This window comes from Oceanicola sp. 502str15 (assembly GCF_024105635.1).
Lineage (GTDB): Bacteria > Pseudomonadota > Alphaproteobacteria > Rhodobacterales > Rhodobacteraceae > Vannielia.
This window is the reverse complement of the sequence record NZ_WYDQ01000001.1, coordinates 1,350,653-1,376,127: the sequence shown is the minus strand read 5'-3', so window position 1 is coordinate 1,376,127 and position 25,475 is coordinate 1,350,653. Positions and strand designations below refer to the sequence as shown.

Genomic DNA, 25,475 nt, shown 5'->3' with positions numbered 1-25,475 from the left:
GGCCGATGGCCGGCCCGGGCGTTTTGCTTTCATGACCCTTGTTGGACTTGATGTGCTGGTGCTGGGCGGCGGGATTGCCGGGCTGGCCGCTGCGCGCGCGCTGGCGCTGCGGGGTGCGCGGGTGCGCGTGTTGGAGCAGGCTACGGCGCTGGCGGAGGTGGGCGCGGGGATTCAGGTGAGCCCCAATGCGGGCCGGGTGCTGGAGGCGCTGGGGCTGGGCGCCGAGTTCGAGGCGGTGAGCGACGAGAGCCGGGGCGTGCGGATGCGTGAGGCGGCACGCGGGCGCGAGATTGCCTTTGTGCCCTATGCGGGGCGAGGGCGGTTTGCCAATGTGCACAGGGCCGACCTGCTGGCGGTGCTGGAGCGCGGCGCGCGGGAGGCGGGCGTGGAGATCACGCTGGGCTGCCGGGTGGAGGAGGTGCGCCCCGGCGGCGCGGTTGTGACCGAGGCCGGAGAGGTGCTGGAGGCGGGGCTGGTGGTGGGTGCGGACGGGCTGCACTCGCGCGCGCGGCGGGCCCTGCTGGGGGCGGAGGCGCCGGAATTTACCCATCAGATTGCGTGGCGGGCCCTGATCGAGGCCGAGGAGGAGATGCCCCCGGAGGCGCAGCTGTTCCTCGCGCCGGGGCGGCACCTGGTGGCCTATCCGCTGCGCGGGCAGAGGCTGGTGAACCTGGTGGCTTGCGAGGAGCAGGCGGATTGGGCCGAGGAGGGCTGGCAGGTGGCGGGCGACCCGGAAGCGTTTCGCGCCGCCTTTGCGGGCTTTGGTGGGCCGGTGCCGGGATGGTTGGCGCGGGTGGAGAGGGTCCGGCGCTGGGGGTTGTTTCGCCATGGGGTGGCGGCGCGCTGGCATCGGGAGCGGCTGGTGATCCTTGGCGACGCGGCGCATTCGACTCTGCCCTACCTCGCGCAGGGGGCGGCGATGGGGCTGGAGGATGCCTGGGTGCTGGCGGCGGAGCTGGCGGGGGCCGAGAGCCTTGAGGCCGGGCTGGCGGCGTTTCAGGCCGCACGGGGCGCGCGGTGCGCGCGGATCGTGGCGGCGGCGACGGCGAATGCGCGGAACTATCATTTGCCCGTGGGGCCGAAGAGATGGGCTGCGCATCTGGCGCTGAGGACGGCGAGCCGGTTTGCGCCCGGGGTTCTGCCGGGGCGGTTCGACTGGCTCTGGGGAGAGGATGTGACCTCTGGCGGATGGGGGTGACGTGCGTCGCTGGCGCGACGACACCCCACCCGCCATCCCGGTTCAGAACAGCCCTGTCAGGGGGAGGCCTGCGAGGAACGGGGGCTTGTGGGGGCCGTCGGTGGAGGCCGTGACCTCGGCGAGGGCGCTGGTGAGGCCTTCGGGTGTGGTGATGGCCACCGCGGGTGCGGGGATGGCGTGGATTTCGAGGCCGGCGTTTTCGCCCTCTTCGATCACCGTGCCGGACCAGCGGCGGGCGGTGCCTTCGGGGGCGACGAAGATGTAGTAAGCATCCCAACCGCCTTGCGGGTCGAGCGTGAGGAGTTGGAGGTCGTTGGCGGCGAAGTGGGGCGCGTAATGGGCCCAGACGACGGGCATGGCGCTCCACTCTTCGGCGTGGAGGGCCTCGTCGGCGACGATCTTCGCAGGGTCCGGGCGGGTGGTGATGCCGTGGTCGGCCAGCATGGCATCGAGCGCGGGGCAGACCTGTTCGCAGCCGTCTTTCCAGTCGAAATAGACGGCGCGGGGGGCCGTGTGGCTGAAGGCGTCAATCAGATACCAGGCGAGGGTGACGGAGCGGGAGCCGCCATCATCGAGGACAACGCCGGTTTCGGCTTCGATCTCTTCGGGTGTCCGGCCCTGTTCGATGGCGCGGGCGACGGCGAGGGCCGCGGTGTCGTTGCCGGTGATCAGGCGGGTGAGCCTGACGCGGGGCGGGTCGAAGGCGCCCTGTTGCCAGAGGTAGAGGCCGAGGGGCGCGAGCGGGAGGGCGGAGAAGGCGAGGGCGAGGGCCGCGGCGCGGGCGGCTTCGCCCGGCGTGGTTTCAGACATCCAGATCGACCCAGACGGGCACGTGGTCGGAGGGTTTCTCGCGGCCGCGCACGTCTTTCTCGATCCAGCAATCGGTGAGACGGTCGGCGGCCTGCGGGGTGAGCAGGAAATGGTCGATGCGGATGCCGTCGTTTCTGTCCCATGCGCCGCGCTGGTAATCCCAGAAGGAGTAGTGGCCGGGGCCACGGGTGCGGGCGCGGAAGGCCTCGGTGAAGCCGAGCGCGTTCAGCTCGCGCCACTTGGCGAGGCTTTCGGGGTGAAACAGCGCATCGCCCACCCAGGCTTCGGGGCGGGCGGCGTCGATGGGGCTGGGGATGATGTTGTAATCGCCGGCCATCAGGGCGGGCTGCTCTTCGGCCAGCAGGGCGCGGCCGCGGGCGATGAGGCGGTCCATCCACGCGAGCTTGTAGCGGAACTTCTCGCTGGTGCCGTCTTCGACCGGGTTGCCGTTGGGCAGGTAGAGGCCGCAGAGGCGCAGGGCGGTGTTGTCTCCGATGACGGTGGCCTCGATCCAGCGGGCCTGTTCGTCGGCATCGTCGCCGGGCAGGCCGCGGGTGACATCTTCGAGCGGGAGCCTGGAGAGGATGGCGACGCCGTTGAAGCCCTTCTGGCCATGGGTTTTGACCTGGTAGCCGAGGTCTTCGAAATGCTCGCGGGGGAAGCCCTCGTCGACCGACTTGATCTCTTGCAGGAGGGCGACGTCGGGGGCGCTTTCGGTGAGCCAGTCGGTGACGGCGCCGATCCGGGCCTTGACGCCGTTGATGTTGAAGGTGGCGATTTTCATGGGGCCCTCCGCGTGGTTGAGGCCTTTTTGCCTGAAGGTGCGATGGGGCACAATGCACGGTGCGGGGGATGGTGCGGCGGATGGTGCGGGAACCAGCGCGGGGGATCGGCGGTTGGCTTTGTGACACGCCCCTGAGGCGACCCGCATTTTACAGAGACAGACCCATGTTCAGCACCATCTTCGGCCACCGCGCCAATGACGCCCCCCGTATCGAAACCCGCCGCGAGGCGATTGAGCGGTTGGTGGGCGACCTCAACACCCTGATCGATTTTCTGCCCGAGAAGCCTGCGGTGACGGTCAATCCGCGCAGCGGGCATATCTCGCTGGAGGTGCCTGAGGAAGAGGTGGACCGGACACGCCATCTGGCGTGACCGGGGAGGGGCGCGTTACATCGAGAAGGACGTGCCGCAGCCGCAGGAGCTTGTGGCGTTGGGGTTCTCGATGGTGAAGCGCGCACCGATCAGCTCGTCGGAAAAGTCGATGGTTGCGCCTTCGAGGAAGGGCAGGGAGACCTCGTCGACCACCACCTTCTGGCCGTCCACCTCGAGCACCAGATCGTCGGCGGACGGTTCATCCAGCGTGATCTCGTATTGAAAGCCCGAGCAGCCGCCGCCCTCGACGGCGACGCGCAGCGCCTTGGGGGCCGCGCCGATCTCGGCGAGGCGGGCATAGGCGCGGGGGGTGACTTTTGGTGGCAGGGTCAGGGTCATCGCGGTGCATCGCTTTCCGGTTACGTTTCAAATATATGGGTCGCACAGCGCCACGACAAGGCAGGGTCGTGGGGGAAGTGATGAGAAGGGGCAGGAATGCGGGCTGTATTTGCATGTGATCCGGAGGCAAGCCGGGGGCGGCTTTTTCCGGAGGAGGAGAGCCATTTTCGCTCGCCTTTCCAGAGGGATCGGGACCGGATCATCCATGCCAGCGCGTTTCGGCGGCTCAAGCACAAGACGCAGGTCTTCGTGGAGCACGAAGGCGATCACTTTCGCACCCGGCTGACGCATACGCTGGAGGTGGCGCAGGTGGGGCGCACGATTGCCGGCACGCTGGGGCTGAACATCGAGCTGACCGAGGCGGTGGCGCTGGCCCATGACCTCGGGCACACGCCGTTCGGCCACACGGGAGAGGATGCGCTGGCGGCGCTGATGGCGCCTTACGGCGGGTTTGACCACAACGCGCAGGCCATTCGCATCGTGACCTCGCTGGAGCGCCATTATGCCGAGTTCGACGGGCTGAACCTGACATGGGAGAGCCTTGAGGGCATTGCCAAGCACAACGGGCCGGTGGAGGGCGAGCTGCCCTATGGGCTGACGGAGTATGCCAAGTTGCAGGATCTGGAGCTGCACACCCATGCCAGCGCCGAGGCGCAGGTTGCGGCGCTTTCGGACGATATTGCCTACAACAACCACGACCTGATGGACGGGCTGCGGGCCGGGCTCTTTACCGATGGCGACCTCGAGGAGCTGGCGCTGACCGCCGACAGTTACCGGCAGGTCGACCAGATCTACCCCGGGCTGGACCGCAAGCGGCGTCGCTACGAGGCGTTGCGGCGGGTGTTTGGGGTGATGGTGGAGGATGTGATCGCGGTCAGCCGGGCGCGGCTGAACGCGGCGGCCCCCCAGAGCGCGCAGGAGGTGCGGGAGCTGGGGCATTCGGTGGTGGAGTTCTCACCCGAGTTGCAGGGGCGGATCGCGGAGGTGCGGGAGTTCCTGTTTCACCGGATGTATCGCGCCCCGGCGGTGGTGGAGATGCGGGCGCAGGTGACGAAGGTGGTGGAGGAGCTGTTTCCGCTGTTCATGTCGCGCCCCGATCTGCTGCCCGACGAGTGGCAGAAGGATGTGGCCGAGGCCAGGCACGAGACTGCGATGGCGCGGCTGGTGGCAGATTACATCGCCGGGATGACCGACCGCTTTGCTTTGCAGCAGCACGAGAAGCTTCTGGGCTGAGGCTCAGAGCGGCTGGCGGGTGCCCCGGAGCCAGAGCCAGGCGGCGACGAGCGCCGTCAGCGGCACAGCGAGGCTGGCCCCCAGCCAGCCGAGCGAGGTGGCGAGCGCCGCGCCGAGGCCGAGGGCGCCGGTGCGCAGCATGTCGAAGGCCATGGCGGGGCTGAAGGGCGCGTAGCCGGTGGCATCGGCCAGCGCGGGCAGCAGGGCGGCGAGACCGAGCAGGGTGGCGCAGGCGATGTTGGCGCGGCGGTGGGGCTGGACGAAGAGCAGGCTGGCGAGCGCGCCGAGGCAGAGCAGCAGCGGCAGGGGTCCGAGCAGGTGGTTGGCGGGCTCGGGCGAGAACAGCGCATCGGCCAGCGCCGGAAAGCGCTGGGAGGTGTCGGAGATCATTAGCGCGGCCGCGGCGAGGGGCAGGCGGGCGACCATCCAGGGCAGGGCCCAGAGGGCGGCGAGGGCGATGAGCCAAGGGCGCGTGGCCCCCGGCAGCAGGGCGCGGCGGTTCAGGGCGAGGGCGAGCAACAGCAGCAGCGCCAGCAGCGGGCCGCCGGTGGGCAGAGGCGAGAGGCCCGCCGAAAGCGCCAGATCGGCCAGCACCAGCAGGGCGAGCGTGGCCAGCGCCGCCACGCGCAGCCCACGCCGGGGCAGACGCAGCGCCAGAGCGGCGATCAGCGCCAGCGGCCCGGCGATGCCGATGAGCGCACCGAGAGAGAGGACAGCGACCTGAATTACATAGGCGTCGAGGGCAGCAAGCTCCCAGGCCGTGGTGGAGGTGATCCAGATGTTGGCCACCGCGATGAGCGCCACCAGCAGCGTGGCCAGATGCGCCCCGATCCGCGCGCCGTGCCCGGCGTCGGGCGCGGGCGCGGCCTGCGGCAGGATGGCCGCGATCAGCATGGCCAGCAGCGAGGTGGCCAGCGTTGTGCCCTGCACCACGCGCCAGGCCAGCCCCTCGAACTGGTAGAGCGGGGGCTGGGGCGCGACCATCTCGCGGGGGATGGTGACGAGCAGCAGGCCCAGCACGGCGGAGGCGAGGGCGAGGGCGATGCACAGGCGCAGGGCGCGGTGGCTGGGGGTGATCCGGGTCATGGCGCATTCCTACCAAGGGGGTGGGGCGGCGCAAGCGGTGCTTGACCCCTGCGGGCGGGCTGATAGAGACGCTGGCGACGAGAAGGACCGAAAACATGAACCTCTTTGCCGATATCCGTGCGCTGGTTGTGGCCGAACTTGGGGCGATGATGGCCGAGGGCTTGCTGCCCGAGGGCCTTGATCTGACCAATGTGACGGTGGAGCCCCCGCGTGACGCGGCCCATGGCGACATGGCGACCAACGCTGCAATGGTGCTGGCCAAGCCGGCCAAGGCCAACCCGCGCGAGATTGCCGCCACGCTCTCGGAGCGGCTGGCCGGCGATGCGCGGATCGCGCAGGCCGATGTGGCGGGGCCGGGGTTTATCAACCTGGCGCTGGCTCCTGAGGTCTGGGGCGGCGTGGTCAAGTCGGTGCTGTCGCGGGGGCGGTCGTTCGGGCGCTCGGATCTGGGTGAAGGTCGGCGTGTAAACGTCGAGTTTGTATCGGCAAATCCGACCGGCCCCATGCATGTGGGCCATACCCGGGGCGCGGTCTTCGGCGATGCGCTGGCGAGCCTTCTGGCCTATGCCGGCCACGAGGTGACGCGGGAATACTACATCAACGACGGCGGCGCGCAGGTCGATGTGCTCGCCCGCTCCGTCTACCTGCGCTACCTCGAAGCCCACGGGCAGGAGGTGGCCTTCGAAGATGGCACCTATCCCGGTGACTACCTGATCCCGGTCGGCGAAGCGCTGAAGGAGAAGGTGGGCGATGCCTTTGTGGGCAAGGGCGAGCAGTTCTGGCTCGAAGAGGTGCGCGACTTTGCCACTGACGCGATGATGGGGCTGATCCGCGAGGATCTGAAGGCGCTTGGCGTCGAGATGGACGTGTTCTTCAGCGAAAAGAGCCTTTACGGCACCGGGCGGATCGAAGCCGCGATTGCCGACCTGAAGGGCAAGGGGCTGATCTACGAGGGCAAGCTGAAGCCGCCCAAGGGCAAGCTGCCCGACGATTGGGAGGCCCGCGAGCAGACCCTGTTCAAGAGCTCGGACTACGGCGACGACGAGGACCGGCCGGTGCAGAAGGCCGATGGCGCATGGGCCTATTTCGCCCCCGACATCGCCTATCATTATGACAAGGTTTCCAGAGGCTTCGACGAGCTTATTGATGTGTTTGGCGCCGACCATGGCGGCTATGTCAAACGGATGAAGGCCGCCGTCGCCGCGCTGAGCGAGAACCGGGTGCCGCTGGATGTGAAGCTGATCCAGCTGGTGAAGCTGTTCAAGGACGGCCAAGAGTTCAAGATGTCCAAGCGCGCGGGCACCTTCGTGACCCTGCGCGACGTGGTCGAGGAGGTGGGCGCCGATGTGACCCGCTTCACCATGCTGACCCGCAAGAACGATGCGCCGCTGGATTTCGACTTTGCCAAGGCGCTGGAGCAGAGCAAGGACAACCCGGTCTTCTACGTGCAATACGCCCATGCCCGGGTGCGCTCGGTGATGCGCAAGGCCGAGGCGGCTGGCTGGGATATGAGCCAGATTACGCTGTTGGATCAAGACCTTGATACGCTGCACGAGGCCGAGCTTCCGGTGGCCCGCAAGCTGGCGGAATGGCCGCGGTTGGTCGAGATTGCCGCCAAGGGCCACGAGCCGCACCGGATTGCCTTTTACCTCTACGAACTGGCGCAGGCCTTCCACGCGCTGTGGAACCGGGGCAACGACACGCCGGAGCTTCGGTTCTTCCAGGAAGGCGACGAGAGCGCTTCCTTGCCGAAAATTGCATTGGCGAAGGCCGTTTCCGTTGTTATTTCGGCGGGTCTTGGTATCTTGGGCGTAACCCCGGCGGAAGAGATGCGCTAGGCCCTCGCGGCCTGCATCCTCGGAACGGGGAAGCAGGCAAGCGTTCCCAGCCCCGAAAAGAGGGCGGGACGAGAGAGCGAGGCGAGCATGGATCATCGGCCGATGAATGAGGTCGCGTGGCACCCTGAGGGCGCTCCGCATGTGATGGCACAACCGGGCGATCTGTCCGATTTTGCACAGGATTTTCAAGAAGATGCGCCGCGAAGTTCAGGCGCGAAACTGGTCAGCGCCGCGGGCGCCGTGATGAGCCTTGCGCTGATCGCGGGGCTCGGGGTCTGGGGCTACCGGATCATCGTGCGCGACGTGACCGGCGTGCCCGTGGTGGCCGCGCTGGACGGACCGATGCGCATTGCCCCGGAAGATCCGGGCGGCGAGGTTGCGGGCCATACCGGGCTTGCGGTGAACGATGTGGCGGCAGAGGGCGAGGCGGCGGAGCTGCCCGAGCAGATCACCCTTGCCCCCGGCCCGGCGACCCTGAGCGAGGAAGACCTGCCGCTGGCGGCGATGGTGCAGCGCGATGTGGAGGCGGTCGAGGAGGCCACCCCGGCGAGCGAAGCGGAAGATGGCGAGCTGGTGGAGCCGGAGATGACGGTGGCCGCCAACCTGCCCGACGACGTGGACCCCAACGATCCCGTGGCCGTGGCCCTGGCGCTGGCCGGGCAGTTGAGCGAGGGGGCGGAGCCGCTTTCTCCCGCGCCCGAGGCGGCGGAACCCGACAGCCCCGAGCAGGCGCGTCTGGCGAGCCTTCCGGGCGTCAAGAACTCGCTCCGGCCCAAGGGCCGCCCTGCAGGGCTGAAGCGCACTGCGGCCGCGGATGTGGAAGTGGATGCCCCGAGCGCCCCGGTGGTGCCCGAAGGGGCCGAGGTGGCGCGGGCCGATCAGGTGGCTGCGGGCACCCGGCTGGTGCAGCTCGGCGCCTTCGAGAGCCCCGGCGAGGCGGCCTCGCTCTGGGCCAAGCTGGCCGGGCAGTTCGACAGCCTGATGGTCGAGAAGACCCGGCTGATCATGGAGGCCGAGAGCGGCGGGCAGACCTTCTATCGCCTTCGGGCGCAGGGCTTTGCGGACCTCTCCGACGCGCGCCGCTTCTGCGCCGCGCTGGTGGCGGAAAAGGCGGAATGCATCCCGGTGGTGGCCCGGTGAACCTGCCCGCATCGCGCCCCGCGCGGCTTTCGCCTTTCATCTTCGGGTGCGACGGGTTGGAGGTGACGACCGATGAGGTGTCGCTGTTCGGCGACGTGCAGCCTTTCGGCTTCATCCTGTTCAAGCGCAACATCGACAGCCCCGACCAGCTGCGCGCCCTGACCGCAGGACTGCGCGAGGCGGTGGGGTGGGAGGCGCCGATCTTCATCGACCAGGAGGGCGGCCGGGTGGACCGGATGGGCCCGCCCCATTGGCGCAGCTGGATGCCACCGCTCGATCAGGGCGCGGCAAGCGGGCCCGGGCAGGCGGCGCGGGCGATGGAGCTGCGCTATCGGCTCATTGCCGACGACTTGCGCGCGGTGGGGATTGATGGCAATTGCGCCCCGATGGGCGACATTGCCCATGCCGACACCCACGCCGTGCTGCGCAACCGCTGCTATGGCGAAACCCTTGAAAGCGTTGTCACTTCTGCCCGCGCCGTGGCCAATGGCTTGCTCGCCGGGGGCGTTCTGCCGGTGCTCAAGCACATTCCCGGCCATGGCCGCGCCACGATGGACAGCCACATGGAGCTGCCGCGGGTTTCGGCCTCTGCCGAGGCGCTGCGGGCCAGTGATTTTGCCGCCTTCAGGGCGCTGAACGACCTGCCGTTGGGGATGAGTGCCCATATCGTCTACGAGGCCTTCTCCGAAAGGGCCGCCACGGTGGACCCGGTGATGGTGGAGCTGATCCGGCAGGAGATCGGCTTTGGCGGCCTGCTGATGACGGACGATCTGAGCATGGAGGCGCTGGATGGCAGCTTGCCGGAGCGGGCGAGCGCCTCGCTGGCGGCGGGCTGCGACGTGGTGCTCTATTGCAAGGGCGTGTTCAGCGAGCTGAAGGCGCTCGCGGAGATTGCCGAAGATATGAAGGAAACAAGCCTTTCGCGGGCCGATGCCGCCTTGGAAGCCCGCCGCGCGCCTGATACCATCGACCGCAGAGCGATGGAGGCCGAATACGAGGCGCTGGTGAGCGGCGCCTTGGTGAAAGGGCAGGCGGCAGATGGCTGAAGACGGCGCGGCAGAATTTTCGGATGTCTCCGACCGGCTGGCCGCCGAGGCGCTGATCATCGACGTCGATGGCTTTGAAGGCCCGCTCGACCTGCTGCTGACGCTGGGGCGCACCCAAAAGGTGGACCTGCGCAAGATCTCCATTCTGCAACTCGCCGAGCAATACCTGGGCTTCGTGGAGCGCGCCAAGCAGCTGCGCATCGAGCTGGCGGCCGATTACCTTGTGATGGCGGCCTGGCTGGCGTTTCTGAAGAGCAAGCTGCTGCTGCCCCCCGACCCCAGCGAAGAGGGGCCGAGCGGCGAGGAGCTGGCGGCGCACCTCGCGTTCCAGCTCGAGCGGCTTTCGGCCATGCGGGACTCGGCGGCCAAGTTGATGGGGCGCGACCAGATGGGGCGCGACTTCTTTGCCCGCGGCATTCCCGAGAGCGTGGAGCGGGTGCGGCGCGTGACCTATACCGCCACGCTGCTGGACCTGATGCAGGCCTATGCCCGCATCCGCACCAAGGATGAGTTTCGCCCCTTCGTCATGGACCGCGAGAACCTGTTCACCATGGAGCAGGCGCTGGACCGGCTGCGCGGCCTGATCGGCTATGCCGGCGAGTGGACCAACCTGATGACCTACCTGCCCGAGGGCTGGGAAAACGACCCGATGCGCCGTCGCAGCGCCACGGCGGCGACCTTCGCCGCCTCGCTGGAGCTGGTGAAGCACGGCCATCTGACGATCCGGCAGGACGACATGTTTGCCCCGATCCAGATCAAGCTGAGGGAGGCGCCGCGTGGTTGACCTTTCGGACGGCATGGAGATGGAGGAGAGCCTGTTCGAGGCCCCGCCGATGGGCGAGCAGGAGCGGATGGTGGAGGCGATCCTCTTTGCCAGCGCCGAGCCGGTGACGGTGGCCGAGCTGAACGCCCGAATGCCGCACGGGGCCGAGGCCGCCGTGGTGCTGGAAACCCTGCAGAAACGCTACGAGGGGCGGGGCGTGGAGCTGCGCCGCGTGGGCGATGCATGGGCCCTGCGTACGGCACCCGACCTCGGCTTTCTGATGCAGAAGGAAACCGTGGAGACGCGCAAGCTCTCGCGTGCCGCGATCGAGACATTGGCCATCGTGGCCTATCACCAGCCAGTCACCCGCGCCGAGATCGAGGAGATCCGGGGCGTGAGCGTGAGCCGGGGCACGGTGGATCAGCTCATCGAGATGGAGTGGATTCGCTTTGGCCGCCGCCGGATGACCCCGGGACGCCCGGTGACCTACGTGGTGACACAGGATTTTCTGGACCATTTCGGCCTGGAAAGTGCCCGCGACCTGCCGGGGCTCAAGGAGCTCAGGGCGGCGGGACTTCTCGACAGCCGCCCACCGCCGGGCAGTATCGGTCTGGGCGACGGAGAAGACGACGAAGAGCAGACAGAAGAACAAGACGAACTTTTTACGGAGGACGACCCCGATGAATAGCATTCTCAGCCAGATCTGGCGCACGATCGTTATGCAATTCTCCAACCAGGCGCGGCACAGCATCAACAGCAAGCTCAGCCAGGGCATGAACTCCGCCCAGAACGGCCTGATGGGCAAAGGCAAGAAGGACGACGAGTGAACCTCGGACGGCTTATCAACATGGCGCTGCGAATGCTGATGCGTGCGCAGCGCCAGAAGGCTCGCAAGGGCGGTGCCAAGGGCGGCGTGAAGGCCGGCCGGCAGGATGGCCGCAAGCTGCGCAACGCGCTGCGGATCGGGCGGATGTTCGGCCGGTTCTGAGCCGCCGGTGGGTTTCACCCACCCTTCAGCTTGACCGCCCTCGAGCGGCGGGATAGGCCACGCGCATCATGGCTCGTGCCCCGCTACTGCAACTCTCCGACATCTCGCTCACCTTCGGCGGAAACCCCGTGTTCGAAGGCGTGGGCCTGACCGTGCAACCCGGCGACCGGGTGGCGCTGGTGGGGCGCAACGGCTCGGGCAAATCCACGCTGATGAAGGTGATGGCCGGGCTGGTGGAGGCCGACGCCGGCGAGGTCGTGCCCGCGCCCGGCGTGCGGGTGGGCTACATGGAGCAGGAACCCTCGATGGAGGGTTTTGCCACGCTCGGCGCCTTCGCTTCCAGCGGGCTCGACGAAAGCGAGGCCTGGCGCGTCGAGGCGGTGGCGGAGGGGCTGAAGTTCGGGCTTGAAACCGAGGTTGCCTCGGCCTCCGGCGGCGAGCGGCGCCGCGCGGCGCTGGCCAAGCTGCTGGCAGAGGCGCCCGAGCTGATGCTGCTCGACGAGCCGACCAACCATCTCGACATCGAGGCCATCGGCTGGCTCGAGCGCGAGCTGTCGCAGACCCGCGCCGGATTCGTGCTGATCTCGCACGACCGCGCCTTTCTCTCCGCGCTCACCCGCGCCACGCTCTGGATCGACCGGGGCGAGGTGCGCCGGCAGGAGCAGGGGTTCGAGGGATTCGAGGCCTGGCGCGACAAGATGTGGGAAGAGGAAGACACCGCCCGCCACAAGCTCGACCGCAAGATCAAGGCCGAGGCCCGCTGGGCCGTGGAAGGCATCAGCGCGCGGCGCAAGCGCAACATGGGCCGGGTGCGCGCCCTGCAGGAGCTGCGGGCCGAACGCGCCGGGCAGATCCGCCGCAAGGGCGTGGCGGCGCTGGAGCTGGAAGAGGGCAACAAGAGCGGCAAGGTCGTGGTCGAAGCGCAGGGGATCGCCAAGCGGTTCGGCGAGAAGGTGATCTTGCGGCCCTTCGACATCAAGCTCACCCGCGGCGAGCGGGTGGCCTTTGTTGGGCCCAATGGTGCGGGCAAGACCACGCTGATCAACATGCTCATTGGCAAGACCACGCCTGACGAGGGCCGGATCAAGCAGGGGCACGGGGTGGAGATGGCGGTGTTCGACCAGAGCCGCGCCGCGCTCGACCTCGACGCCAGCCTCTGGGAGAACCTCGCGGGCGACCCGGCGATGCGGGTGAGCGGGCAGGCCGACCAGGTGATGGTGCGGGGTCAGCCCAAGCACGTCGTCGGCTACCTCAAGGATTTCCTCTTCGATGAGGCCCAGGCCCGCGCCCCGGTGCGCTCGCTCTCGGGCGGCGAGAAGGCGCGGCTGCTGCTGGCCAGGCTGATGGCGCGCGAAAGCAACCTGATGGTGCTCGACGAGCCGACCAACGACCTCGACATCGAAACCCTCGACCTGCTGCAGGAAGTGCTCTCCGACTACCCGGGCACGGTGCTGCTGGTCAGCCACGACCGGGATTTCATCGACCGCGTGGCAACCCGCTCGGTGGTGCTTGAGGGCGAGGGCCGAGCCACCGTCTACGCCGGTGGCTGGAGCGACCTCCTGGCCCAGGGCGGCGGACAATGGCAGCGCTCCACCCAGCCCTCCAAACGCGCCACCCGCGCCGAGGAAAAGCCCGCCCCCGAAAAGCCGAAGGCCAATGGCCTCAGCTTCACCGAAAAACACCGGCTGGAGGCGCTTCCGGCCGAGATCGAGCGGCTCGAGGCCGAGATCGGCAAGCTGAACGAGCTGATGAGCGACCCCGAGCTCTTCACCCGCGAGCCGGTGAAGTTCAAGAAGGCCACCGAAGCGCTGACCGAACGCCAGAAAAAGCTCGCCGCCGCCGAAGAGGAATGGCTGGCGCTGGAAGAAAGAGCCGCTGGCTGACCGGCCGAGGCCAAGGCGCGGCCGGCCCAAAAAGCGCCTCCACCCCTGTTCATTTTCTTGCTGTAAATATCTCCGGGGGTGTGGGGGCTGGCCCCCACTGTGCACCGCCTCAGCGCTCGTCCCGCCGGCTCTGCGCGTGCAGCCTCGCCACCCGGGCGGCCTCCGCCTTCGCGCGCTCCTTCTCGGCCTTCGTCAGCCCATGAAACGCCGCGTTCGCGTCGGCGCGGGCCTTGTCCTCGGTCCGCGCCTTATCCTTGCGCACCCGGTTCAGGTTGACCGGCTTGCTCACTTGGCTTTCGGCCCCACCATCTCTTCGGGCCGAACCACGCGGTCGAAGGTCTCGGCATCCACGAAGCCGAGCGCGATGGCTTCTTCCTTCAGGGTGGTGCCGTTCTTGTGGGCGGTCTTGGCGACCTTGGTGGCGTTGTCGTAGCCGATGGTGGGCGCCAGCGCGGTGACCAGCATCAGGCTCTCTTCCATCAGCTTCTGAATGCGCGGCTTGTTGGCCTCGATGCCCGAGAGCATCCGCTCGGTGAAGCTGGAGGCGACATCGCCCAGAAGCTGGATCGACTGAAGCAGGTTGTAGCTCATCATCGGGTTGTAGACGTTCAGCTCGAAGTGGCCCTGCGAGCCGGCAAACTTGATCGCGGCGTCATTGCCCATGACGTGAGCGGCCACCTGCGTCATCGCCTCGGCCTGGGTCGGGTTGACCTTGCCGGGCATGATCGAGCTGCCCGGCTCGTTCTCGGGCAGGATCAGCTCGCCGAGCCCCGAGCGCGGGCCGGAGCCGAGGAAGCGGATGTCGTTGGCGATCTTGTACATCGCCCCGGCAACCGTGGTCAGCGCGCCGGAGAGGAAGACCATGGCGTCATGGGCGGCCAGCGCCTCGAACTTGTTGGGCGCGGTGACGAAGGGCAGGGAGGTGATGGCGGCCATGTTGGCGGCCACGGTCTCGCCCCAGCCTTCGACGGTGTTCAGCCCGGTGCCCACGGCGGTGCCGCCCTGGGCCAGCTCGTAGATGCCGGGCATGGCGGCCTCGATGCGCTTGATGCCGTTGCGGATTTGCGCGGCGTAGCCCGAGAACTCCTGCCCCAGCGTGAGCGGGGTGGCATCCTGGGTGTGGGTGCGGCCGATCTTGATGATGTCCCTGAACTCTTCGGCCTTCGCCTCGAGCCCTTCAGCCAGTTGGGTCAGGCCGGGCATCAGCACGTCGCGCACCGACATGGCGGTGGCGATGTGCATCGCGGTGGGGAAGGTGTCGTTGGAGCTTTGCCCCATGTTGCAGTGATCGTTCGGGTGGACCGGGTCCTTGGAGCCGATCTCGCCGCCGAGGATCTCGATGGCGCGGTTGGCGATGACCTCATTGGCGTTCATGTTCGACTGGGTGCCCGAGCCGGTCTGCCAGACCACGAGAGGGAAGTTGTCATCGAACTTGCCGGCGACCACCTCGGAGGCGGCCTGGATCACGGCGTCGGCCAGCTTGGCATCCAGCTTTCCGGAGGCCTTGTTGGCCTCGGCACAGGCCTGCTTGATGACGCCGAGTGCGCGGACGATGGCCACGGGCTGCTTTTCCCAGCCGATCGGGAAGTTCATGATCGAGCGCTGGGTCTGGGCGCCCCAGTACTTGTCGGAAGGAACTTCGAGCGGCCCGAAGCTGTCGGTTTCGGTGCGGGTATCGGCCATGGGATGCGCCCTCTTGCTGCTGTCGCAGGAGACATACCGGATGCGGCGGGGTGGTCAATGGTGGGTTAGCGCAAACTGTCGGAGCCGCACCGTCATCCTCGGACTTGATCCGAGGATCTCTGCCTGTGCAGATCCTCGGGTCGAGCCCGAGGATGACGGGGGGGTGAGGTGTGCCTGTTTACTGCGCCCGGCGGGTGAAGACCCAGACGTGCGCGGGCGGCAGGTTGGCCCAGGTTATGCCGCGACGGCGGGCGGAGACGCCGAGTTCGGCCTGCATCTCGGGGCTGATCGGGCTGCCGGGGGAATAGGTGATCTGGACGAAGATCGCGCCGGGGCGCATGACCTCCAGCGCCCGGCCGACCACCTCGCGCTGGATCGTCGGGCGGGCCAGCACCGGCACGCCGGAGATCACCGCGCCGACGCCGGAAAGGCCGATCTGGCCGATGTCCTGCGCCGGGCGGTTCAGCACGGTCACGCCGGGAAACTTGGCCAGCAGCGTCTCGCAGAAGCGGTCGTTGGTTTCCATGCAGGTGAGCCGCGAGGGGTGCACGCCGCGCTGAAGGATTGCTTTGGTGAAGACGCCGGTGCCCGGGCCGATCTCGACGATCGGGCCCTCGATGGCCTCAAGCCCCTCGGTCATCTTGCGGGCGACGGCGGCGGAGGAGGGCGCGATGGCGACCACCTCGCCGGGTTTGCGGAACATCTCGGTGAGAAAGACGGCGAAATCGCTCGGCATGGCAGGCCTCGGTAGCTGGTGTCCGGGGCCAGTTGCGCCGCGTGGGCCGCGCCGATCAAGCGGCAAAACGCAGCGTTACCGAAACTTCACGGCGCCGAAATCGCCCCGTCATGGGGGCGATTCAGCCCCGTTACAAAGCGGCTATTTGCGGAAGCTGTCGAGGCTGACCACCTCGGCGTCATGCTGGCCTTCGGTCTCTTCGACATCCTCGGCCATTGGCGCGGGCGCGATCTCTTCCTCGTCGTCGTCCTCCTCGTCGTCCTGGCTCTCGAAGCGCAGGCCGAATTCGACGGAGGGATCGACGAAGGTGGCGATGGCGTCATAGGGGATCACCAGCCGCTCGGGCGCATCGCCGAAGTTGAGGGTGACGGAAAACCCGTCGTCGGTGACATCGAGATCGTCGAACCAGTGCTGCATCACCACCGTCATTTCCTCGGGATAGCGCTCGCGCAGCCAGTCGGCGATTTCAACGCCCTCGGCGCGGGTGTCGAAGGTGATGAAGAAGTGATGCTGGCCGGGAAGCCCGTGCTCGGAAACCTCGGCAAGAACATCGCGGATCAGCGTCCGCATCGCGCGGTGCATGAGCCTGCCGTAGTCGATTTCTCGGGTCATCAGGGACGGGGCCTTTCAGTGCTTGCTTGCGGCCAGCATAAGAGATTCGGACCTGAATGACAGGGCGAAAACGCGGGACGCCGCGCAGCGCTAGAGCAGGCTGCCCGCCAGCCCGCCTGCCAGCGCCATGAGCGCCAGCGTGGCGGCGAGGCCGAGGCGCAGGGCGAGCAGCAGCAGGGCGGCGAGGGCGGTGAGGGCAAGGGCGGCGGGGTCGAGCGTGGACCAGTCGGGCGTGGCGGGGCGGTGGGTGGCGGTGCCGGGCCATCGGGTGTGGACGGTGACAAAGAGCACGTGCAGGGCAAACCAGAGCGAGAGATTGGCGATGACGCCGACCACGGCGGCGGTGATCGCCCTGAGCGCCCCGGCGAGGCGGGGCTGGTGGGTGATCCACTCGAGGTAGGGAGCACCGGCGAAGATCCACAGGAAACAGGGGATGAAGGTGACCCACAGGGTGAGTGCGGCGGCGGCGAGGGCCATCGGGACGCTCTGCTTGGCCCCGGTGAGCGCCGCGACGAACTCGGTGACGAGGATCAGCGGGCCGGGGGTGGTTTCGGCCAGGCCGAGGCCGTCGATCATTTCGGCGGTGGTGAGCCACTGATGGGTGCTGACGGCCTCCTGGGTCATGTAGGCGAGCACGGCATAGGCCCCGCCGAAGGTGACGACGGCGAGTTGCGAAAAGAAGAGGCCGAGCTCGGTGAGCAGCGGGGTGCCTCGGGTGAGCGCGAAGGGGGCGACCCAGAGTGTGGCAAATATGACTACGGTCAGAAGGGTGCGCCGGGCGCTGCCGGGGGGCAGGGTGGGCGCGGGGCCGATCTGCAGGTTGGTGCTCCGCAGAGCGCCCCAGAGCGCCGCCGCGGCGATGATCAGCGGGAAGGGCAGGCCAAGGGCGTAGATGGCGAGAAAGGCGAGGGCGGCGAGCGCCAGCCCCTCGGCCATGTATCCCGGGCCAAATGCGCGCCTCGAGATCTTGATGAGCGCCTGCACCACCACCACGACCACGGCGGCCTGGATGCCGAGGAACAGGCTCTGCACCAGCGGCACCTGCCCATAGGCGGCATAGGCCAGCGCCAGAGTCAGCACCACCAGCGCCCCGGGCAGCACGAAGAGGCAGCCCGCGATCAGCCCGCCCGGGATGCCGCGCAGACGCCATCCGGCATAGGTGCAGAGCTGCATGGCCTCGGGGCCGGGGAGCATCATGCAGAAGGAGAGGGCTGAAAGGTACTGCCGTTCGGTAAGCCACTGTCGTCGCGCGACGAGTTCCTCGTGCATCAGCGCGATCTGCGCTGCCGGCCCGCCGAAGGAGAGCAGGCCGATGCGGGCGAAGGTGCGGGTGAGGGTGGAGAGGGGGACGCTCACGTTGCCGCCCCCGTTGGCCAGTCGTGTCCTTCGTCGAACCCGTCGCGCGCCCAGCGATAAAGCGCGTCATAGAGCGTCAGCCCGGCGGTCAGTTGCGCCTGGTCGTCCCGGTATTGCCGCGAAAGCCCGACGGACAGCGCCAGCAGACCCGCGGCCTGCGGAGACAGATCGTGCCGATCGGTGTCGGCGGCGCGGATTACCGTGGCGAGGCGGTCGAGTGCGTCGGAATGAAGGGCGAACTCATCGCACATCGTGTCGAAGCTGCACCGCGCCCCCCGGTGACTCCAGAACCCGCCTTCGATGTCGAAGGGCGTTGCCCCGTAGCGCTCGGCTACGCCCTCCACCTCGGCGGGCGAGACGAAGAGAAACCGCGCACCGGGGTCGACGAACCGGCGGATCAGCCAGGGGCAGGCGATACGGTCGATCTTCGGGCGATGACGGGTGACCCAGAGCGTTGCGCCCTCCACCGGCGCCGGGATGGCGGCGGCGGGAACCCGGAAGGTGCCGGGGGTATCGCGCCAGCCATACATCCCGCCCGAAAGGTATTCGGCCTCGATCCCGTCGCCGCGCAGCCAGGCCACCAGCCCTTGGCTCAGCTTGATGCCCTTCTGGCAGGTTACCACGCAGCGCCGCCCGCTCAGACGGGCTTTGAGCCCCTCGATATCGGTGTGCGGGTGGCGGAAGGAGCCGGGAATGAGGAATGGATCGGCGTTGAAATCGGGGTCGATCGAGATATCGACGATCACCGGACAATCGGGCGTGCCGATCAGGCGCAGAAGCTGGGCAGGGGTGATCTCGTTGGGGGCAGCCATCGGGCATGTCTCCTTGTGCAAGGCAAACATGCGAACCTCTGGCTTGGGGCCTCACGGGGCGTTCGCGCTGTCCCCATGCCAGAGTTGTGGCCTGAGTGCGGGAACCTGTCAACCGGAGAGGAAAGTGCAGGCTTCTGTTGCCAGGTGCCTGCGAACCCCGCCTTACCTGGCTAGAGGCAAGGACTTAAGATTTCGATCTATCGCGCTGCATTAAGCAGCGAGAGCGACCGGAGCACGATTGTTGTTGGCAATTGTACTTTACGGACCGATATCGGTGGTACCTCACCGAGACAAAGCATAACCCCTTTAGACGTTCGTCGATCCTGTTTCGGCCCCATGATCTCCCAACAAGAGATATTTGGTGGAGCCGCCGGGTACCGCCCCCGGGTCCGATCCGCTTATTACGAGCGCGTTTATGTCCATAGTCCCGTTGCCGGAACGCTCCAGATATAGGCGCGCAGGCGCGTGAATTCAAGGTGCTTTGCGCAGGGGCGCGGGGCGGCTACACTCTGGTCATTGTCAATTTGAACCAAGTTTTTCAACGGAGTGACCAGATGAAAAACCTCTTTTCCCTCAGTGCCTTTGCCGCCCTTCTTGCAGCGCCCGCCATGGCAGAATCCGTGGCGCCGCCGTGCAGCGATTTCACCACCGAAAAGTCCAGCTGGAGCTGTTTCTGCGATGCCAAGGCCGCGCCGGGCTCGGTCTGGGGCTCGGGGCCCTACACGGGCGACAGCGATGTCTGCACCGCGGCGCGCCACGCGGGCGTGATCGGCGCGGAGGGGGGCATGGTGAGCCTCAAGACCGTCGACGGGCAGGCGAGTTACAGCGGCTCGGAGGCCAATGGGGTGATCACCCGCGACTGGGGCAGCTTTGCCCAGTCGATCGCCTTTCCGCCGCCTGCCGTCACCTCGGATCTTGCCGCCTGTGGGCGCTTTCCGACCGGGACCGAAAGCCATTCGTGCTTCTGCGCGGCCGATGCCAGCAAGGCGCGCGATGTCTGGGGCTCGGGGCCCTATACCGGTGACAGCGACATCTGCGCGGCGGCCTTCCACGCTGGCGCGGTAGAAGAGGGTGGCGGCGAGGTGACGGTGCTGCGCGTGCCGGGGCTGAAGGAATACACCGCCTCGGAGGCCGCCGGAGTGGCCACAAGTGACTGGGGCGGCTACGATTTTTCGATCACCTTCAACCGCAATTGAGCGCGACACCCTGGCCCCTGTCGGAGCGCGCGGCGGGGGCTAGATTAGACCCATGTTCAGCTTTCTGACCACCCGCAAGCGCTTTGCCGACCTCACCGAGCAGGAGGTGCTGGCGCTCGCCATCTCCTCCGAAGAGGACGACGCCCGCATCTACCGCGGGTTTGCCGAGCGCCTGCGCGGTGATTTTCCCGGCACGGCAGGCGTGTTCGAGCAGATGGCGGCGGAGGAAGACGGCCACCGGCAGCGGCTGATCGAACGGCACAAGGCGCGCTTCGGCGAGGTGATCCCGCTGATCCGGCGCGAACATGTGAGCGGGTTCTATGCCCGCAAACCCGTATGGCTGGCCGAGAACCTGCCGCTGGAGCGGATGCGCGGGCTGGCCAGCGAGATGGAGCAGCAGGCCGAGCGCTTCTATGTGCTCGCCGCCGCCCGCACCCGCGATGCCGACACCCGTAAGCTGCTGGGCGATCTGGCGGCGGCAGAGCGCGGCCACGAGCAGAAGGCCGAGGCGCTGGAAGGCGGGCTGGATGCCGGGGTGCGGGGCGCGGAAGAGGCCACGGCGCACCGCCAGTTCGTGCTGACATGGGTGCAACCGGGGCTGGCGGGGCTGATGGACGGATCGGTGAGCACACTGGCCCCGATCTTCGCCACCGCCTTCGCCACGCAGGACCCCTGGACAACCTTCCTCGTCGGCCTCGCCGCCTCGGTCGGGGCGGGGATCTCGATGGGCTTCACCGAAGCCGCCAGCGATGACGGCCAACTCTCCGGGCGCGGCTCACCCTTCAAGCGCGGGTTCGCCAGCGGTGTGATGACCGCCCTCGGCGGCCTCGGCCACGCGCTGCCCTATCTGATCCCGCATTTCTGGACCGCAACGGTGATCGCGCTAATGGTGGTGTTCGTCGAGCTCTGGGCGATTGCCTGGATCCAGAACCGCTACATGGAAACCCCCTTCTTCCGGGCGGCGATGCAGGTGGTGCTGGGAGGCGCTCTGGTATTGGCGGCGGGGATATTGATCGGCGGCGGTTAAAGAGATTCAGGGCCTCCGGCGGGAGATATTTGGAGCAAGAAAATGACAGGGGCGCGCACCCTGTGCATTTTCTTGCGGAAAATACTCACCAAAAACATGTCGTGCCCCGAAGGGGCGCATTTTAATTAAAGTCTACTCGTCTGGCGGGATCAGGCCGAGGCCGCGCAGGTAGATGCCGATGCCGGTTTCCAGCAGCTCTTCGGGCGGGAAGGGCGCGCGGGTGCCGGGGGAGCCTCGGGCGAAGAGTTCGACCACGCCGTGGGACATGGCCCAGACATGGGCCGAGAACATTGCCGCTGGCGGGCGCTTTTCGGGGGGCAGGCGGTCGGCAAGCCCGGCGGCGGCGCGTTCGAGCACATTCTGGGCGCGGGCGGCGCCGCGGGCGAGGTCTGGGTCGCGGGCCAGCGAAAGCCCGGCCTCGAACATCGCCTGGTAGTGGCCGGGGAACTTGCGGGCGAAGGCGAGGTAGGCGCGCCCGGTTGCTTCGAAGCTGGCGATGGCGGAGGGCTGGCCGGTTTCATAGGCATGTTCCATCAGGTCGCCAAAGATCGCATAGCCCTGCTTGGCCACCTCGGCCAGCAGGTCTTCGCGCCCCTCGAAGTGACGGTAGACGGCCGCCGGGGTGACGCCGGCGTCCTTGGCCGCTTCGGAGAGGGTGAAGCCCTGCGGGCCCTTCTCCTCGATCAGCCGGATTGCCGCCTCGACCAGAGCCTGGCGAAGATTGCCGTGATGGTAGCCGCGCCGGGGCATCAGGCCGTCCAGATCTCCGGGCCGCCGCAGATTTTCGGGTCTGGCGTGTGCACCAGCTTCTCGTCCTTGCCGGGGTAGTCGAGCCGGCAGAGCACGGCGCGGATGGCGGCGATGCGGGCGCGGCGCTTGTCGTCGGAGCGGATCACCGTCCAGGGGTTGCGGGCGGTGTGGCTCATGGCGAAGGTTTCGCGGATGGCGGCCGAGTAGGCTTCCCATCTCTGGAGGCCCTCGACGTCGATGGAGGAGAGTTTCCACTGTTTCAGCGGGTCTTTCTCGCGTTCGAGAAAGCGCCCGAGCTGCTCGGCGCGGCCGACGTTGAGCCAGATCTTGAAGAGGTGGATGCCGTCTTCGGAGATCATCTGCTCGAAGCCGGGGAGCTGGTTGAAGAAATGGCGGCGCTGCGCGTCGGTGCAGAAGCCGAAGACCTTTTCGACAACCGCGCGGTTGTACCAGCTGCGGTCGAACATGACGAACTCGCCGCCCGAGGGGAGCTGGCGCACGTAGCGCTGGAAATACCACTCGGAGGCCTCCTTGTCGGAGGGCTTGGAGAGCGCCACCACGCGGGCCGAGCGCGGGTTGAGGTTTTCGCGGAAGCGCTTGATCGTGCCGCCTTTTCCGGCGGCATCGCGGCCTTCGAAGACCACCGCCACCCGCGCTCCGGTGTCCTTCACCCAGGAGAGCATCTTGACCAGCTCGACCTGCAGGGCCTCCAGCGTGTCCTCGTAGTCGCCTTTGTCCATCCGCTTGTCGTAAGGGTAGTCTTCGAGGATGGTCTTGCCCTTCGCTTCCGCCACCGCCTCGCGCACCTCCTTGGGCGCTTCGCTTTCGTAGAATTTCGAGATCGCGCCGTCGAAGGGGAGATTGGTCATGGGTCTGTCCAAGCGGTTGAAAAGGCTCGGGCAGTATGGGGCCGGGCGGGCCTTAGCGCAATCCGGCGCGGGCGGCGGCGCGGTTGATGGCGTCGACTGTTGCCTGCGGGTTGGCATGTTGCGGCATATGCCCGACGCCGGGCAGGACGGTGAGCCGGGCGGAGGGGATCAGGGCGGCCATGGGGCGGGCGTGGATGTCGATGCCGACGATGGTATCGGCGGTGCCGTGGACGATCTCGATGGGCAGGCGCAGGCGCGGGTAGGACGGGCGAAGACGTTGCAGCGCGGCCTTGAGCTTGAGCACCTGCTGGCCGTTGTTGCGCAGGGTGGAGGCGCGCACGGAAAGGGGGGCACCGATGTGCTCGAGGTAGCCGCGCGGGGGCTTCTGCGGTGTGAAGATTTCGGCCAGGGCGCTTTCGATCCGGGCATCGGAGGCGAGCGCGGAGATCACCGGCACGGCGAAGGTGCGGCCCGCGGGGGAGCCGGTGAGGGAATAGAAGCTGTCGAGCGGCCCTTCCCAGGGCATGGTGGCCCCGGCGAGCGAGACCACGGCGGCCACGCGCTCGGGGCGCTCCACCGCCCAGGCCATGGCGACCGCGCCGCCGTAGCTGTGGCCGACGACAACGGCCTTGCGCACGCCGAGCTTGGCGGCCAGCGCGTCGAGGATGGCGGCCTGCTGCTGGGGCGTGCCGCCGCCTGCGATGGCTTCGGAGTGGCCGAGGCCGGGACGGTCGACCGCGATCACGCGGTAGCGCCCTTTCAGCCGGTCGACGAGGTCGAAGGTGTAGTCGCGCAGGTTGCCGCCCGCGCCGTGGAGCAGGATGACCGTCGGACCGCGCCCCACGTCGATGTAGTGCAGGCGTTTGCCGTCAACCTCGACCACCGGCCCGACGGGCGGATAGGCCGCCTCGGCGGAGCGCTTCTGGCTGGCGGAGCAGCCGGCGAGCACGGCCACGACGGCGGTGAGGCCGAGAAGGGCGACTATGGCCTTGATCATCATTCGTCTGCGCCCTCGCTTGCGGTTTCCTCAAGGACGTTACGCGGGCGGGGCGCGGAGAGTTTCATCTTTTCAGGTCTGCGGGCGGTGTCGGCGGCTCAGGCCATGCCGATACGGGCCATGTCGTAGGGCGTGGACTGGTAGATTTCGTTGATCCAGTTGCCGTAGAGCAGGTGGGCGTGGCTGCGCCAGCGGTTCAGCGGTTGGCGCGTGGGGTCGTCGTTGGGGAAGTAGTTGACCGGCACGTTGATCGGGCTGCCGGTGGAGACGTCGCGGTCGTATTCCTCCTTCAGCGTGCCACTGTCGTATTCGAAGTGGTTGAAGATGTAGAGCGCCCGGTGGGCCGGGTCTTCGACCAGGCAGGGGCCGGCCTCGCCCGAGCCTATGAGGATGGAGAGCCCGGCGGCCTCGACCTCGGCGGCCTTCATCTCGGTCCAGCGGCTGACCGGGATCAGCACATCGTCGGAGAAGCCGCGCAGGTAGGGCGAGGCGGGGGCGAGGTTCTGGTGGCGCAGGCAGCCGAAGAGCTTGGCCGAGAGCAGGTGCTTGGGCACGCCGTGGAAGTGGTTGATCATCGCCATCCCGCCCCAGCAGACGCCGAAGGTGGAATGCACGTGGGTCTGGGTCCAGTCCATCACCTGTTGCAGTTCGTTCCAATAGGTCACCTCCTCGAAGGGCAGGTGCTCGATCGGGGCGCCGGTGATGATGAGGCCATCGAACTTTTCGCCGGTGGCGGCGACCTCGGAGAAGGGGCGGTAGAAGGACTCCATATGCTCGGCGCTGGCGTTCTTGGACTCGTGCTCGCTCATCCGGATGAGCTGGAAGTCGATCTGAAGCGGGGTGGCGCCGATCAGCCGGGCAAATTGGGTCTCGGTCTGGATCTTCTTGGGCATCAGGTTGAGCAGCCCGATCCGCAGGCGGCGGATGTCCTGACGCTCGGCGGTGTCCTCGCCCATGACCATCACGCCCTCGCGCTCGAGCACGGCATAGGCGGGGAGGTCGGAGGGCAGGGTGATGGGCATGGGTCTGGCCTTGGTGGTGCGGGAAGGGTGGATTTAGGGCGTGGTGGCCTTGCGCTCAAGGGCGCGGGCGATCAGGGCGTTGAAGGCTGCTTCGCTGTCGACGGCCTTTGCCTCGTCGGCGGTGATGCTCACGCCCCAGTTGCGGGCCATCGCCTCGTAGAGCGGCTGGCGGTGGGCCAGCGCCTTGGAATAGGTGAAGCGGATGAAGGCATCCGGATCAACGTCGGCCTCGGAGATATTGTTTTCGCTCAGGTATTCGGCCCAGACGCGGGCGAGGAAATCGGGCCGGTAGCTCATTGGCTTGGGGGCCTTGTCGAAGCGGCGGATCAACTCGGCGGTATGGGCCTCGGAGCCCTCGATCCAGACCATGAGGCACCGGCTGGAGAGTTCGGTGAGCAGGGGATCATCGGCATCGTCGGGGTCGACCCACTCGCAGATCGAGCCGCCGGTGTCGCAGATGAAATGCGGGTAGCCATAAAGCGCCTCGGCGCGTTCGATGAAATAGCCGGTGTCACGCAGGGCGTTTTCCTCGGCCTCGCGGAACTGGTGCTGGCGGCGGGTGTATTCGGCCATTTCCATGCCGCCCTTTTCCGGCGCGCCGGGCTTGCCGAGGTAGGTGGAGACGGGGGAGAGGTTGTTGAAGGTGATGTTGGAGCCGATGAAGATGGAATCCGTCATCAGCAGCTCGCGCAGGAACGGAACCTTCATGGCTTCGCGCTTGGCGTTGTCGGTGATCCGCTCGCCCATGTAGCGGGTGCCGATGCGGTAATCTATCGAGTAGTGGAACCACGCGCCGCTGTCGCGCAGGAGCTGCGACAGGTGGGTTTTGCCGAGGCCGGACATGCCGAAGAGCAGCACGCGCTTTTGCGCGGCGTCGGTCCATTGGGTGGCGTTGGCGTAGATCATGGTGTCCCTCGTCGTTGCCGGGAGGGGTAG

The 25,475-nt window shown here is 67.5% G+C and carries 28 protein-coding genes and 1 other RNA gene; 13 read left to right on the top strand and 16 right to left on the bottom strand.

Features of this window, described 5'->3' with window-relative positions; all coding sequences use genetic code 11:
• Nucleotides 1-31: 31 nt before the first annotated feature.
• Nucleotides 32-1,198 (top strand): FAD-dependent monooxygenase, encoded by a 1,167-nt coding sequence (locus tag GTH22_RS06595; protein ID WP_252944088.1) that lies wholly within the window; start codon nucleotides 32-34, stop codon nucleotides 1,196-1,198.
• Nucleotides 1,199-1,240: 42 nt separating this feature from the next.
• Here GTH22_RS06595 and GTH22_RS06590 read toward each other — a convergent pair whose 3' ends face one another.
• Together GTH22_RS06590 and xth are read right to left on the bottom strand one after the other, a co-directional pair.
• Nucleotides 1,241-2,008 carry a hypothetical protein gene (locus GTH22_RS06590; protein ID WP_252944086.1) on the bottom strand — a complete coding sequence of 256 codons (768 nt, stop codon included), beginning with the start codon at nucleotides 2,006-2,008 and terminating at the stop codon, nucleotides 1,241-1,243.
• Nucleotides 2,001-2,792 (bottom strand): exodeoxyribonuclease III, encoded by a 792-nt coding sequence (xth, locus tag GTH22_RS06585; protein WP_252944084.1) that lies wholly within the window; start codon nucleotides 2,790-2,792, stop codon nucleotides 2,001-2,003. Before xth ends, GTH22_RS06590 begins: the two co-directional genes overlap by 8 nt.
• Before the next feature lie 164 nt (nucleotides 2,793-2,956).
• On the opposite strand from xth, the gene GTH22_RS06580 reads away from it, so the two are divergent.
• Complete coding sequence (locus GTH22_RS06580; RefSeq protein ID WP_252944083.1) at nucleotides 2,957-3,163, top strand: hypothetical protein; 207 nt, start codon at nucleotides 2,957-2,959, stop codon at nucleotides 3,161-3,163.
• A gap of 15 nt (nucleotides 3,164-3,178) precedes the next feature.
• On the opposite strand, the gene GTH22_RS06575 is transcribed toward GTH22_RS06580, so the two are convergent.
• Nucleotides 3,179-3,496, bottom strand: a complete 318-nt coding sequence (locus GTH22_RS06575; RefSeq protein ID WP_252947592.1) for an iron-sulfur cluster assembly accessory protein — start codon at nucleotides 3,494-3,496, stop codon at nucleotides 3,179-3,181.
• Between the two features lie 102 nt (nucleotides 3,497-3,598).
• On the opposite strand from GTH22_RS06575, the gene GTH22_RS06570 reads away from it, so the two are divergent.
• The gene (locus tag GTH22_RS06570; protein ID WP_252944081.1) at nucleotides 3,599-4,735 is read left to right on the top strand and encodes a deoxyguanosinetriphosphate triphosphohydrolase; all 1,137 of its coding nucleotides are present in this window, start codon (nucleotides 3,599-3,601) and stop codon (nucleotides 4,733-4,735) included.
• Nucleotides 4,736-4,738: 3 nt separating this feature from the next.
• Here GTH22_RS06570 and GTH22_RS06565 read toward each other — a convergent pair whose 3' ends face one another.
• Nucleotides 4,739-5,821 carry a hypothetical protein gene (locus GTH22_RS06565; RefSeq protein WP_252944079.1) on the bottom strand — a complete coding sequence of 361 codons (1,083 nt, stop codon included), beginning with the start codon at nucleotides 5,819-5,821 and terminating at the stop codon, nucleotides 4,739-4,741.
• Between the two features lie 95 nt (nucleotides 5,822-5,916).
• On the opposite strand from GTH22_RS06565, the gene argS reads away from it, so the two are divergent.
• The 8 genes from argS (at nucleotide 5,917) to GTH22_RS06525 (ending at nucleotide 13,479) form a co-directional block, all read left to right on the top strand.
• A complete protein-coding gene (argS, locus tag GTH22_RS06560; RefSeq protein WP_252944078.1) occupies nucleotides 5,917-7,659 on the top strand; it encodes an arginine--tRNA ligase in 1,743 nt (580 codons plus the stop codon).
• Nucleotides 7,660-7,902: 243 nt separating this feature from the next.
• Nucleotides 7,903-8,799, top strand: coding sequence for an SPOR domain-containing protein (locus GTH22_RS06555; RefSeq protein WP_252944076.1), 897 nt, complete (start codon nucleotides 7,903-7,905; stop codon nucleotides 8,797-8,799).
• The gene (locus GTH22_RS06550; protein WP_252944074.1) at nucleotides 8,796-9,845 is read left to right on the top strand and encodes a glycoside hydrolase family 3 N-terminal domain-containing protein; all 1,050 of its coding nucleotides are present in this window, start codon (nucleotides 8,796-8,798) and stop codon (nucleotides 9,843-9,845) included. Before GTH22_RS06555 ends, GTH22_RS06550 begins: the two co-directional genes overlap by 4 nt.
• On the top strand, nucleotides 9,838-10,629 hold the full coding sequence (locus GTH22_RS06545; RefSeq protein WP_252944072.1) for a ScpA family protein: 792 nt from the start codon (nucleotides 9,838-9,840) through the stop codon (nucleotides 10,627-10,629). Before GTH22_RS06550 ends, GTH22_RS06545 begins: the two co-directional genes overlap by 8 nt.
• Nucleotides 10,630-10,642: 13 nt before the next feature.
• Nucleotides 10,643-11,296 carry an SMC-Scp complex subunit ScpB gene (gene scpB, locus GTH22_RS06540; RefSeq protein WP_252947591.1) on the top strand — a complete coding sequence of 218 codons (654 nt, stop codon included), beginning with the start codon at nucleotides 10,643-10,645 and terminating at the stop codon, nucleotides 11,294-11,296.
• Entirely contained in the window at nucleotides 11,289-11,435 is a 147-nt protein-coding gene (locus tag GTH22_RS06535) for a hypothetical protein (RefSeq protein WP_252944070.1), read from the top strand. The genes scpB and GTH22_RS06535 overlap by 8 nt, the downstream gene beginning before the upstream one ends.
• The gene (locus GTH22_RS06530; protein ID WP_252944068.1) at nucleotides 11,432-11,596 is read left to right on the top strand and encodes a hypothetical protein; all 165 of its coding nucleotides are present in this window, start codon (nucleotides 11,432-11,434) and stop codon (nucleotides 11,594-11,596) included. The genes GTH22_RS06535 and GTH22_RS06530 overlap by 4 nt, the downstream gene beginning before the upstream one ends.
• 68 nt (nucleotides 11,597-11,664) lie before the next feature.
• Entirely contained in the window at nucleotides 11,665-13,479 is a 1,815-nt protein-coding gene (locus GTH22_RS06525) for an ABC-F family ATP-binding cassette domain-containing protein (protein WP_252944066.1), read from the top strand.
• A 109-nt stretch (nucleotides 13,480-13,588) separates the two neighbouring features.
• Here the strand turns inward: GTH22_RS06525 and GTH22_RS06520 are convergent, their stop codons facing one another.
• From GTH22_RS06520 to ssrA, 7 genes are all read right to left on the bottom strand, one after another.
• Complete coding sequence (locus GTH22_RS06520) at nucleotides 13,589-13,768, bottom strand: DUF4169 family protein (RefSeq protein ID WP_252944064.1); 180 nt, start codon at nucleotides 13,766-13,768, stop codon at nucleotides 13,589-13,591.
• Complete coding sequence (gene fumC, locus GTH22_RS06515; protein WP_252944062.1) at nucleotides 13,765-15,162, bottom strand: class II fumarate hydratase; 1,398 nt, start codon at nucleotides 15,160-15,162, stop codon at nucleotides 13,765-13,767. The genes GTH22_RS06520 and fumC overlap by 4 nt, the downstream gene beginning before the upstream one ends.
• Nucleotides 15,163-15,340: 178 nt before the next feature.
• Nucleotides 15,341-15,898 (bottom strand): class I SAM-dependent methyltransferase, encoded by a 558-nt coding sequence (locus tag GTH22_RS06510; RefSeq protein ID WP_252944061.1) that lies wholly within the window; start codon nucleotides 15,896-15,898, stop codon nucleotides 15,341-15,343.
• Between the two features lie 141 nt (nucleotides 15,899-16,039).
• Nucleotides 16,040-16,510 carry an SspB family protein gene (locus tag GTH22_RS06505; RefSeq protein WP_252944059.1) on the bottom strand — a complete coding sequence of 157 codons (471 nt, stop codon included), beginning with the start codon at nucleotides 16,508-16,510 and terminating at the stop codon, nucleotides 16,040-16,042.
• Nucleotides 16,511-16,600: 90 nt separating this feature from the next.
• Complete coding sequence (gene chrA, locus GTH22_RS06500) at nucleotides 16,601-17,866, bottom strand: chromate efflux transporter (RefSeq protein WP_252944056.1); 1,266 nt, start codon at nucleotides 17,864-17,866, stop codon at nucleotides 16,601-16,603.
• On the bottom strand, nucleotides 17,863-18,678 hold the full coding sequence (locus tag GTH22_RS06495; RefSeq protein ID WP_252944055.1) for a sulfurtransferase/chromate resistance protein: 816 nt from the start codon (nucleotides 18,676-18,678) through the stop codon (nucleotides 17,863-17,865). The genes chrA and GTH22_RS06495 overlap by 4 nt, the downstream gene beginning before the upstream one ends.
• Nucleotides 18,679-18,801: 123 nt before the next feature.
• Nucleotides 18,802-19,157, bottom strand: a transfer-messenger RNA (tmRNA) gene (gene ssrA, locus GTH22_RS06490).
• Nucleotides 19,158-19,232: 75 nt separating this feature from the next.
• Between ssrA and GTH22_RS06485 the strand changes: the two genes are divergently transcribed.
• Together GTH22_RS06485 and mbfA are read left to right on the top strand one after the other, a co-directional pair.
• On the top strand, nucleotides 19,233-19,874 hold the full coding sequence (locus GTH22_RS06485) for an LCCL domain-containing protein (RefSeq protein ID WP_252944054.1): 642 nt from the start codon (nucleotides 19,233-19,235) through the stop codon (nucleotides 19,872-19,874).
• 52 nt (nucleotides 19,875-19,926) lie between these two features.
• Complete coding sequence (gene mbfA, locus GTH22_RS06480; protein WP_252944053.1) at nucleotides 19,927-20,901, top strand: iron exporter MbfA; 975 nt, start codon at nucleotides 19,927-19,929, stop codon at nucleotides 20,899-20,901.
• A gap of 132 nt (nucleotides 20,902-21,033) precedes the next feature.
• Here the strand turns inward: mbfA and GTH22_RS06475 are convergent, their stop codons facing one another.
• From GTH22_RS06475 to GTH22_RS06455, 5 genes are all read right to left on the bottom strand, one after another.
• Nucleotides 21,034-21,651 (bottom strand): TetR/AcrR family transcriptional regulator, encoded by a 618-nt coding sequence (locus GTH22_RS06475; protein WP_252944051.1) that lies wholly within the window; start codon nucleotides 21,649-21,651, stop codon nucleotides 21,034-21,036.
• The gene (gene ppk2 / locus GTH22_RS06470) at nucleotides 21,651-22,520 is read right to left on the bottom strand and encodes a polyphosphate kinase 2 (RefSeq protein ID WP_252944049.1); all 870 of its coding nucleotides are present in this window, start codon (nucleotides 22,518-22,520) and stop codon (nucleotides 21,651-21,653) included. Before ppk2 ends, GTH22_RS06475 begins: the two co-directional genes overlap by 1 nt.
• 52 nt (nucleotides 22,521-22,572) lie before the next feature.
• On the bottom strand, nucleotides 22,573-23,517 hold the full coding sequence (locus tag GTH22_RS06465) for an alpha/beta fold hydrolase (protein ID WP_252944047.1): 945 nt from the start codon (nucleotides 23,515-23,517) through the stop codon (nucleotides 22,573-22,575).
• Between the two features lie 98 nt (nucleotides 23,518-23,615).
• Complete coding sequence (gene metA, locus GTH22_RS06460; protein ID WP_252944045.1) at nucleotides 23,616-24,539, bottom strand: homoserine O-succinyltransferase; 924 nt, start codon at nucleotides 24,537-24,539, stop codon at nucleotides 23,616-23,618.
• A gap of 33 nt (nucleotides 24,540-24,572) precedes the next feature.
• The gene (locus tag GTH22_RS06455) at nucleotides 24,573-25,445 is read right to left on the bottom strand and encodes an ATPase (protein ID WP_252944043.1); all 873 of its coding nucleotides are present in this window, start codon (nucleotides 25,443-25,445) and stop codon (nucleotides 24,573-24,575) included.
• Nucleotides 25,446-25,475: the final 30 nt, after the last annotated feature.

Excerpts from the sequence above, each read along its gene's own strand:
- GTH22_RS06485 (WP_252944054.1), top strand. The coding sequence starts at position 19,233 with ATGAAAAACCTCTTTTCCCTCAGTGCCTTTGCCGCCCTTCTTGCAGCG.
- xth (WP_252944084.1), bottom strand. The coding sequence starts at position 2,792 with ATGAAAATCGCCACCTTCAACATCAACGGCGTCAAGGCCCGGATCGGC.
- GTH22_RS06510 (WP_252944061.1), bottom strand. The coding sequence starts at position 15,898 with ATGCCGAGCGATTTCGCCGTCTTTCTCACCGAGATGTTCCGCAAACCC.
- GTH22_RS06565 (WP_252944079.1), bottom strand. The coding sequence starts at position 5,821 with ATGACCCGGATCACCCCCAGCCACCGCGCCCTGCGCCTGTGCATCGCC.
- GTH22_RS06590 (WP_252944086.1), bottom strand. The coding sequence starts at position 2,008 with ATGTCTGAAACCACGCCGGGCGAAGCCGCCCGCGCCGCGGCCCTCGCC.
- mbfA (WP_252944053.1), top strand. The coding sequence starts at position 19,927 with ATGTTCAGCTTTCTGACCACCCGCAAGCGCTTTGCCGACCTCACCGAG.
- GTH22_RS06505 (WP_252944059.1), bottom strand. The coding sequence starts at position 16,510 with ATGACCCGAGAAATCGACTACGGCAGGCTCATGCACCGCGCGATGCGG.
- argS (WP_252944078.1), top strand. The coding sequence starts at position 5,917 with ATGAACCTCTTTGCCGATATCCGTGCGCTGGTTGTGGCCGAACTTGGG.
- GTH22_RS06580 (WP_252944083.1), top strand. The coding sequence starts at position 2,957 with ATGTTCAGCACCATCTTCGGCCACCGCGCCAATGACGCCCCCCGTATC.
- GTH22_RS06555 (WP_252944076.1), top strand. The coding sequence starts at position 7,903 with ATGAGCCTTGCGCTGATCGCGGGGCTCGGGGTCTGGGGCTACCGGATC.
- GTH22_RS06525 (WP_252944066.1), top strand. The coding sequence starts at position 11,665 with ATGGCTCGTGCCCCGCTACTGCAACTCTCCGACATCTCGCTCACCTTC.
- ppk2 (WP_252944049.1), bottom strand. The coding sequence starts at position 22,520 with ATGACCAATCTCCCCTTCGACGGCGCGATCTCGAAATTCTACGAAAGC.
- GTH22_RS06455 (WP_252944043.1), bottom strand. The coding sequence starts at position 25,445 with ATGATCTACGCCAACGCCACCCAATGGACCGACGCCGCGCAAAAGCGC.
- GTH22_RS06570 (WP_252944081.1), top strand. The coding sequence starts at position 3,599 with ATGCGGGCTGTATTTGCATGTGATCCGGAGGCAAGCCGGGGGCGGCTT.
- GTH22_RS06595 (WP_252944088.1), top strand. The coding sequence starts at position 32 with ATGACCCTTGTTGGACTTGATGTGCTGGTGCTGGGCGGCGGGATTGCC.
- GTH22_RS06495 (WP_252944055.1), bottom strand. The coding sequence starts at position 18,678 with ATGGCTGCCCCCAACGAGATCACCCCTGCCCAGCTTCTGCGCCTGATC.
- GTH22_RS06545 (WP_252944072.1), top strand. The coding sequence starts at position 9,838 with ATGGCTGAAGACGGCGCGGCAGAATTTTCGGATGTCTCCGACCGGCTG.
- scpB (WP_252947591.1), top strand. The coding sequence starts at position 10,643 with ATGGAGATGGAGGAGAGCCTGTTCGAGGCCCCGCCGATGGGCGAGCAG.
- metA (WP_252944045.1), bottom strand. The coding sequence starts at position 24,539 with ATGCCCATCACCCTGCCCTCCGACCTCCCCGCCTATGCCGTGCTCGAG.
- GTH22_RS06475 (WP_252944051.1), bottom strand. The coding sequence starts at position 21,651 with ATGCCCCGGCGCGGCTACCATCACGGCAATCTTCGCCAGGCTCTGGTC.
- GTH22_RS06465 (WP_252944047.1), bottom strand. The coding sequence starts at position 23,517 with ATGATCAAGGCCATAGTCGCCCTTCTCGGCCTCACCGCCGTCGTGGCC.
- fumC (WP_252944062.1), bottom strand. The coding sequence starts at position 15,162 with ATGGCCGATACCCGCACCGAAACCGACAGCTTCGGGCCGCTCGAAGTT.
- GTH22_RS06535 (WP_252944070.1), top strand. The coding sequence starts at position 11,289 with ATGAATAGCATTCTCAGCCAGATCTGGCGCACGATCGTTATGCAATTC.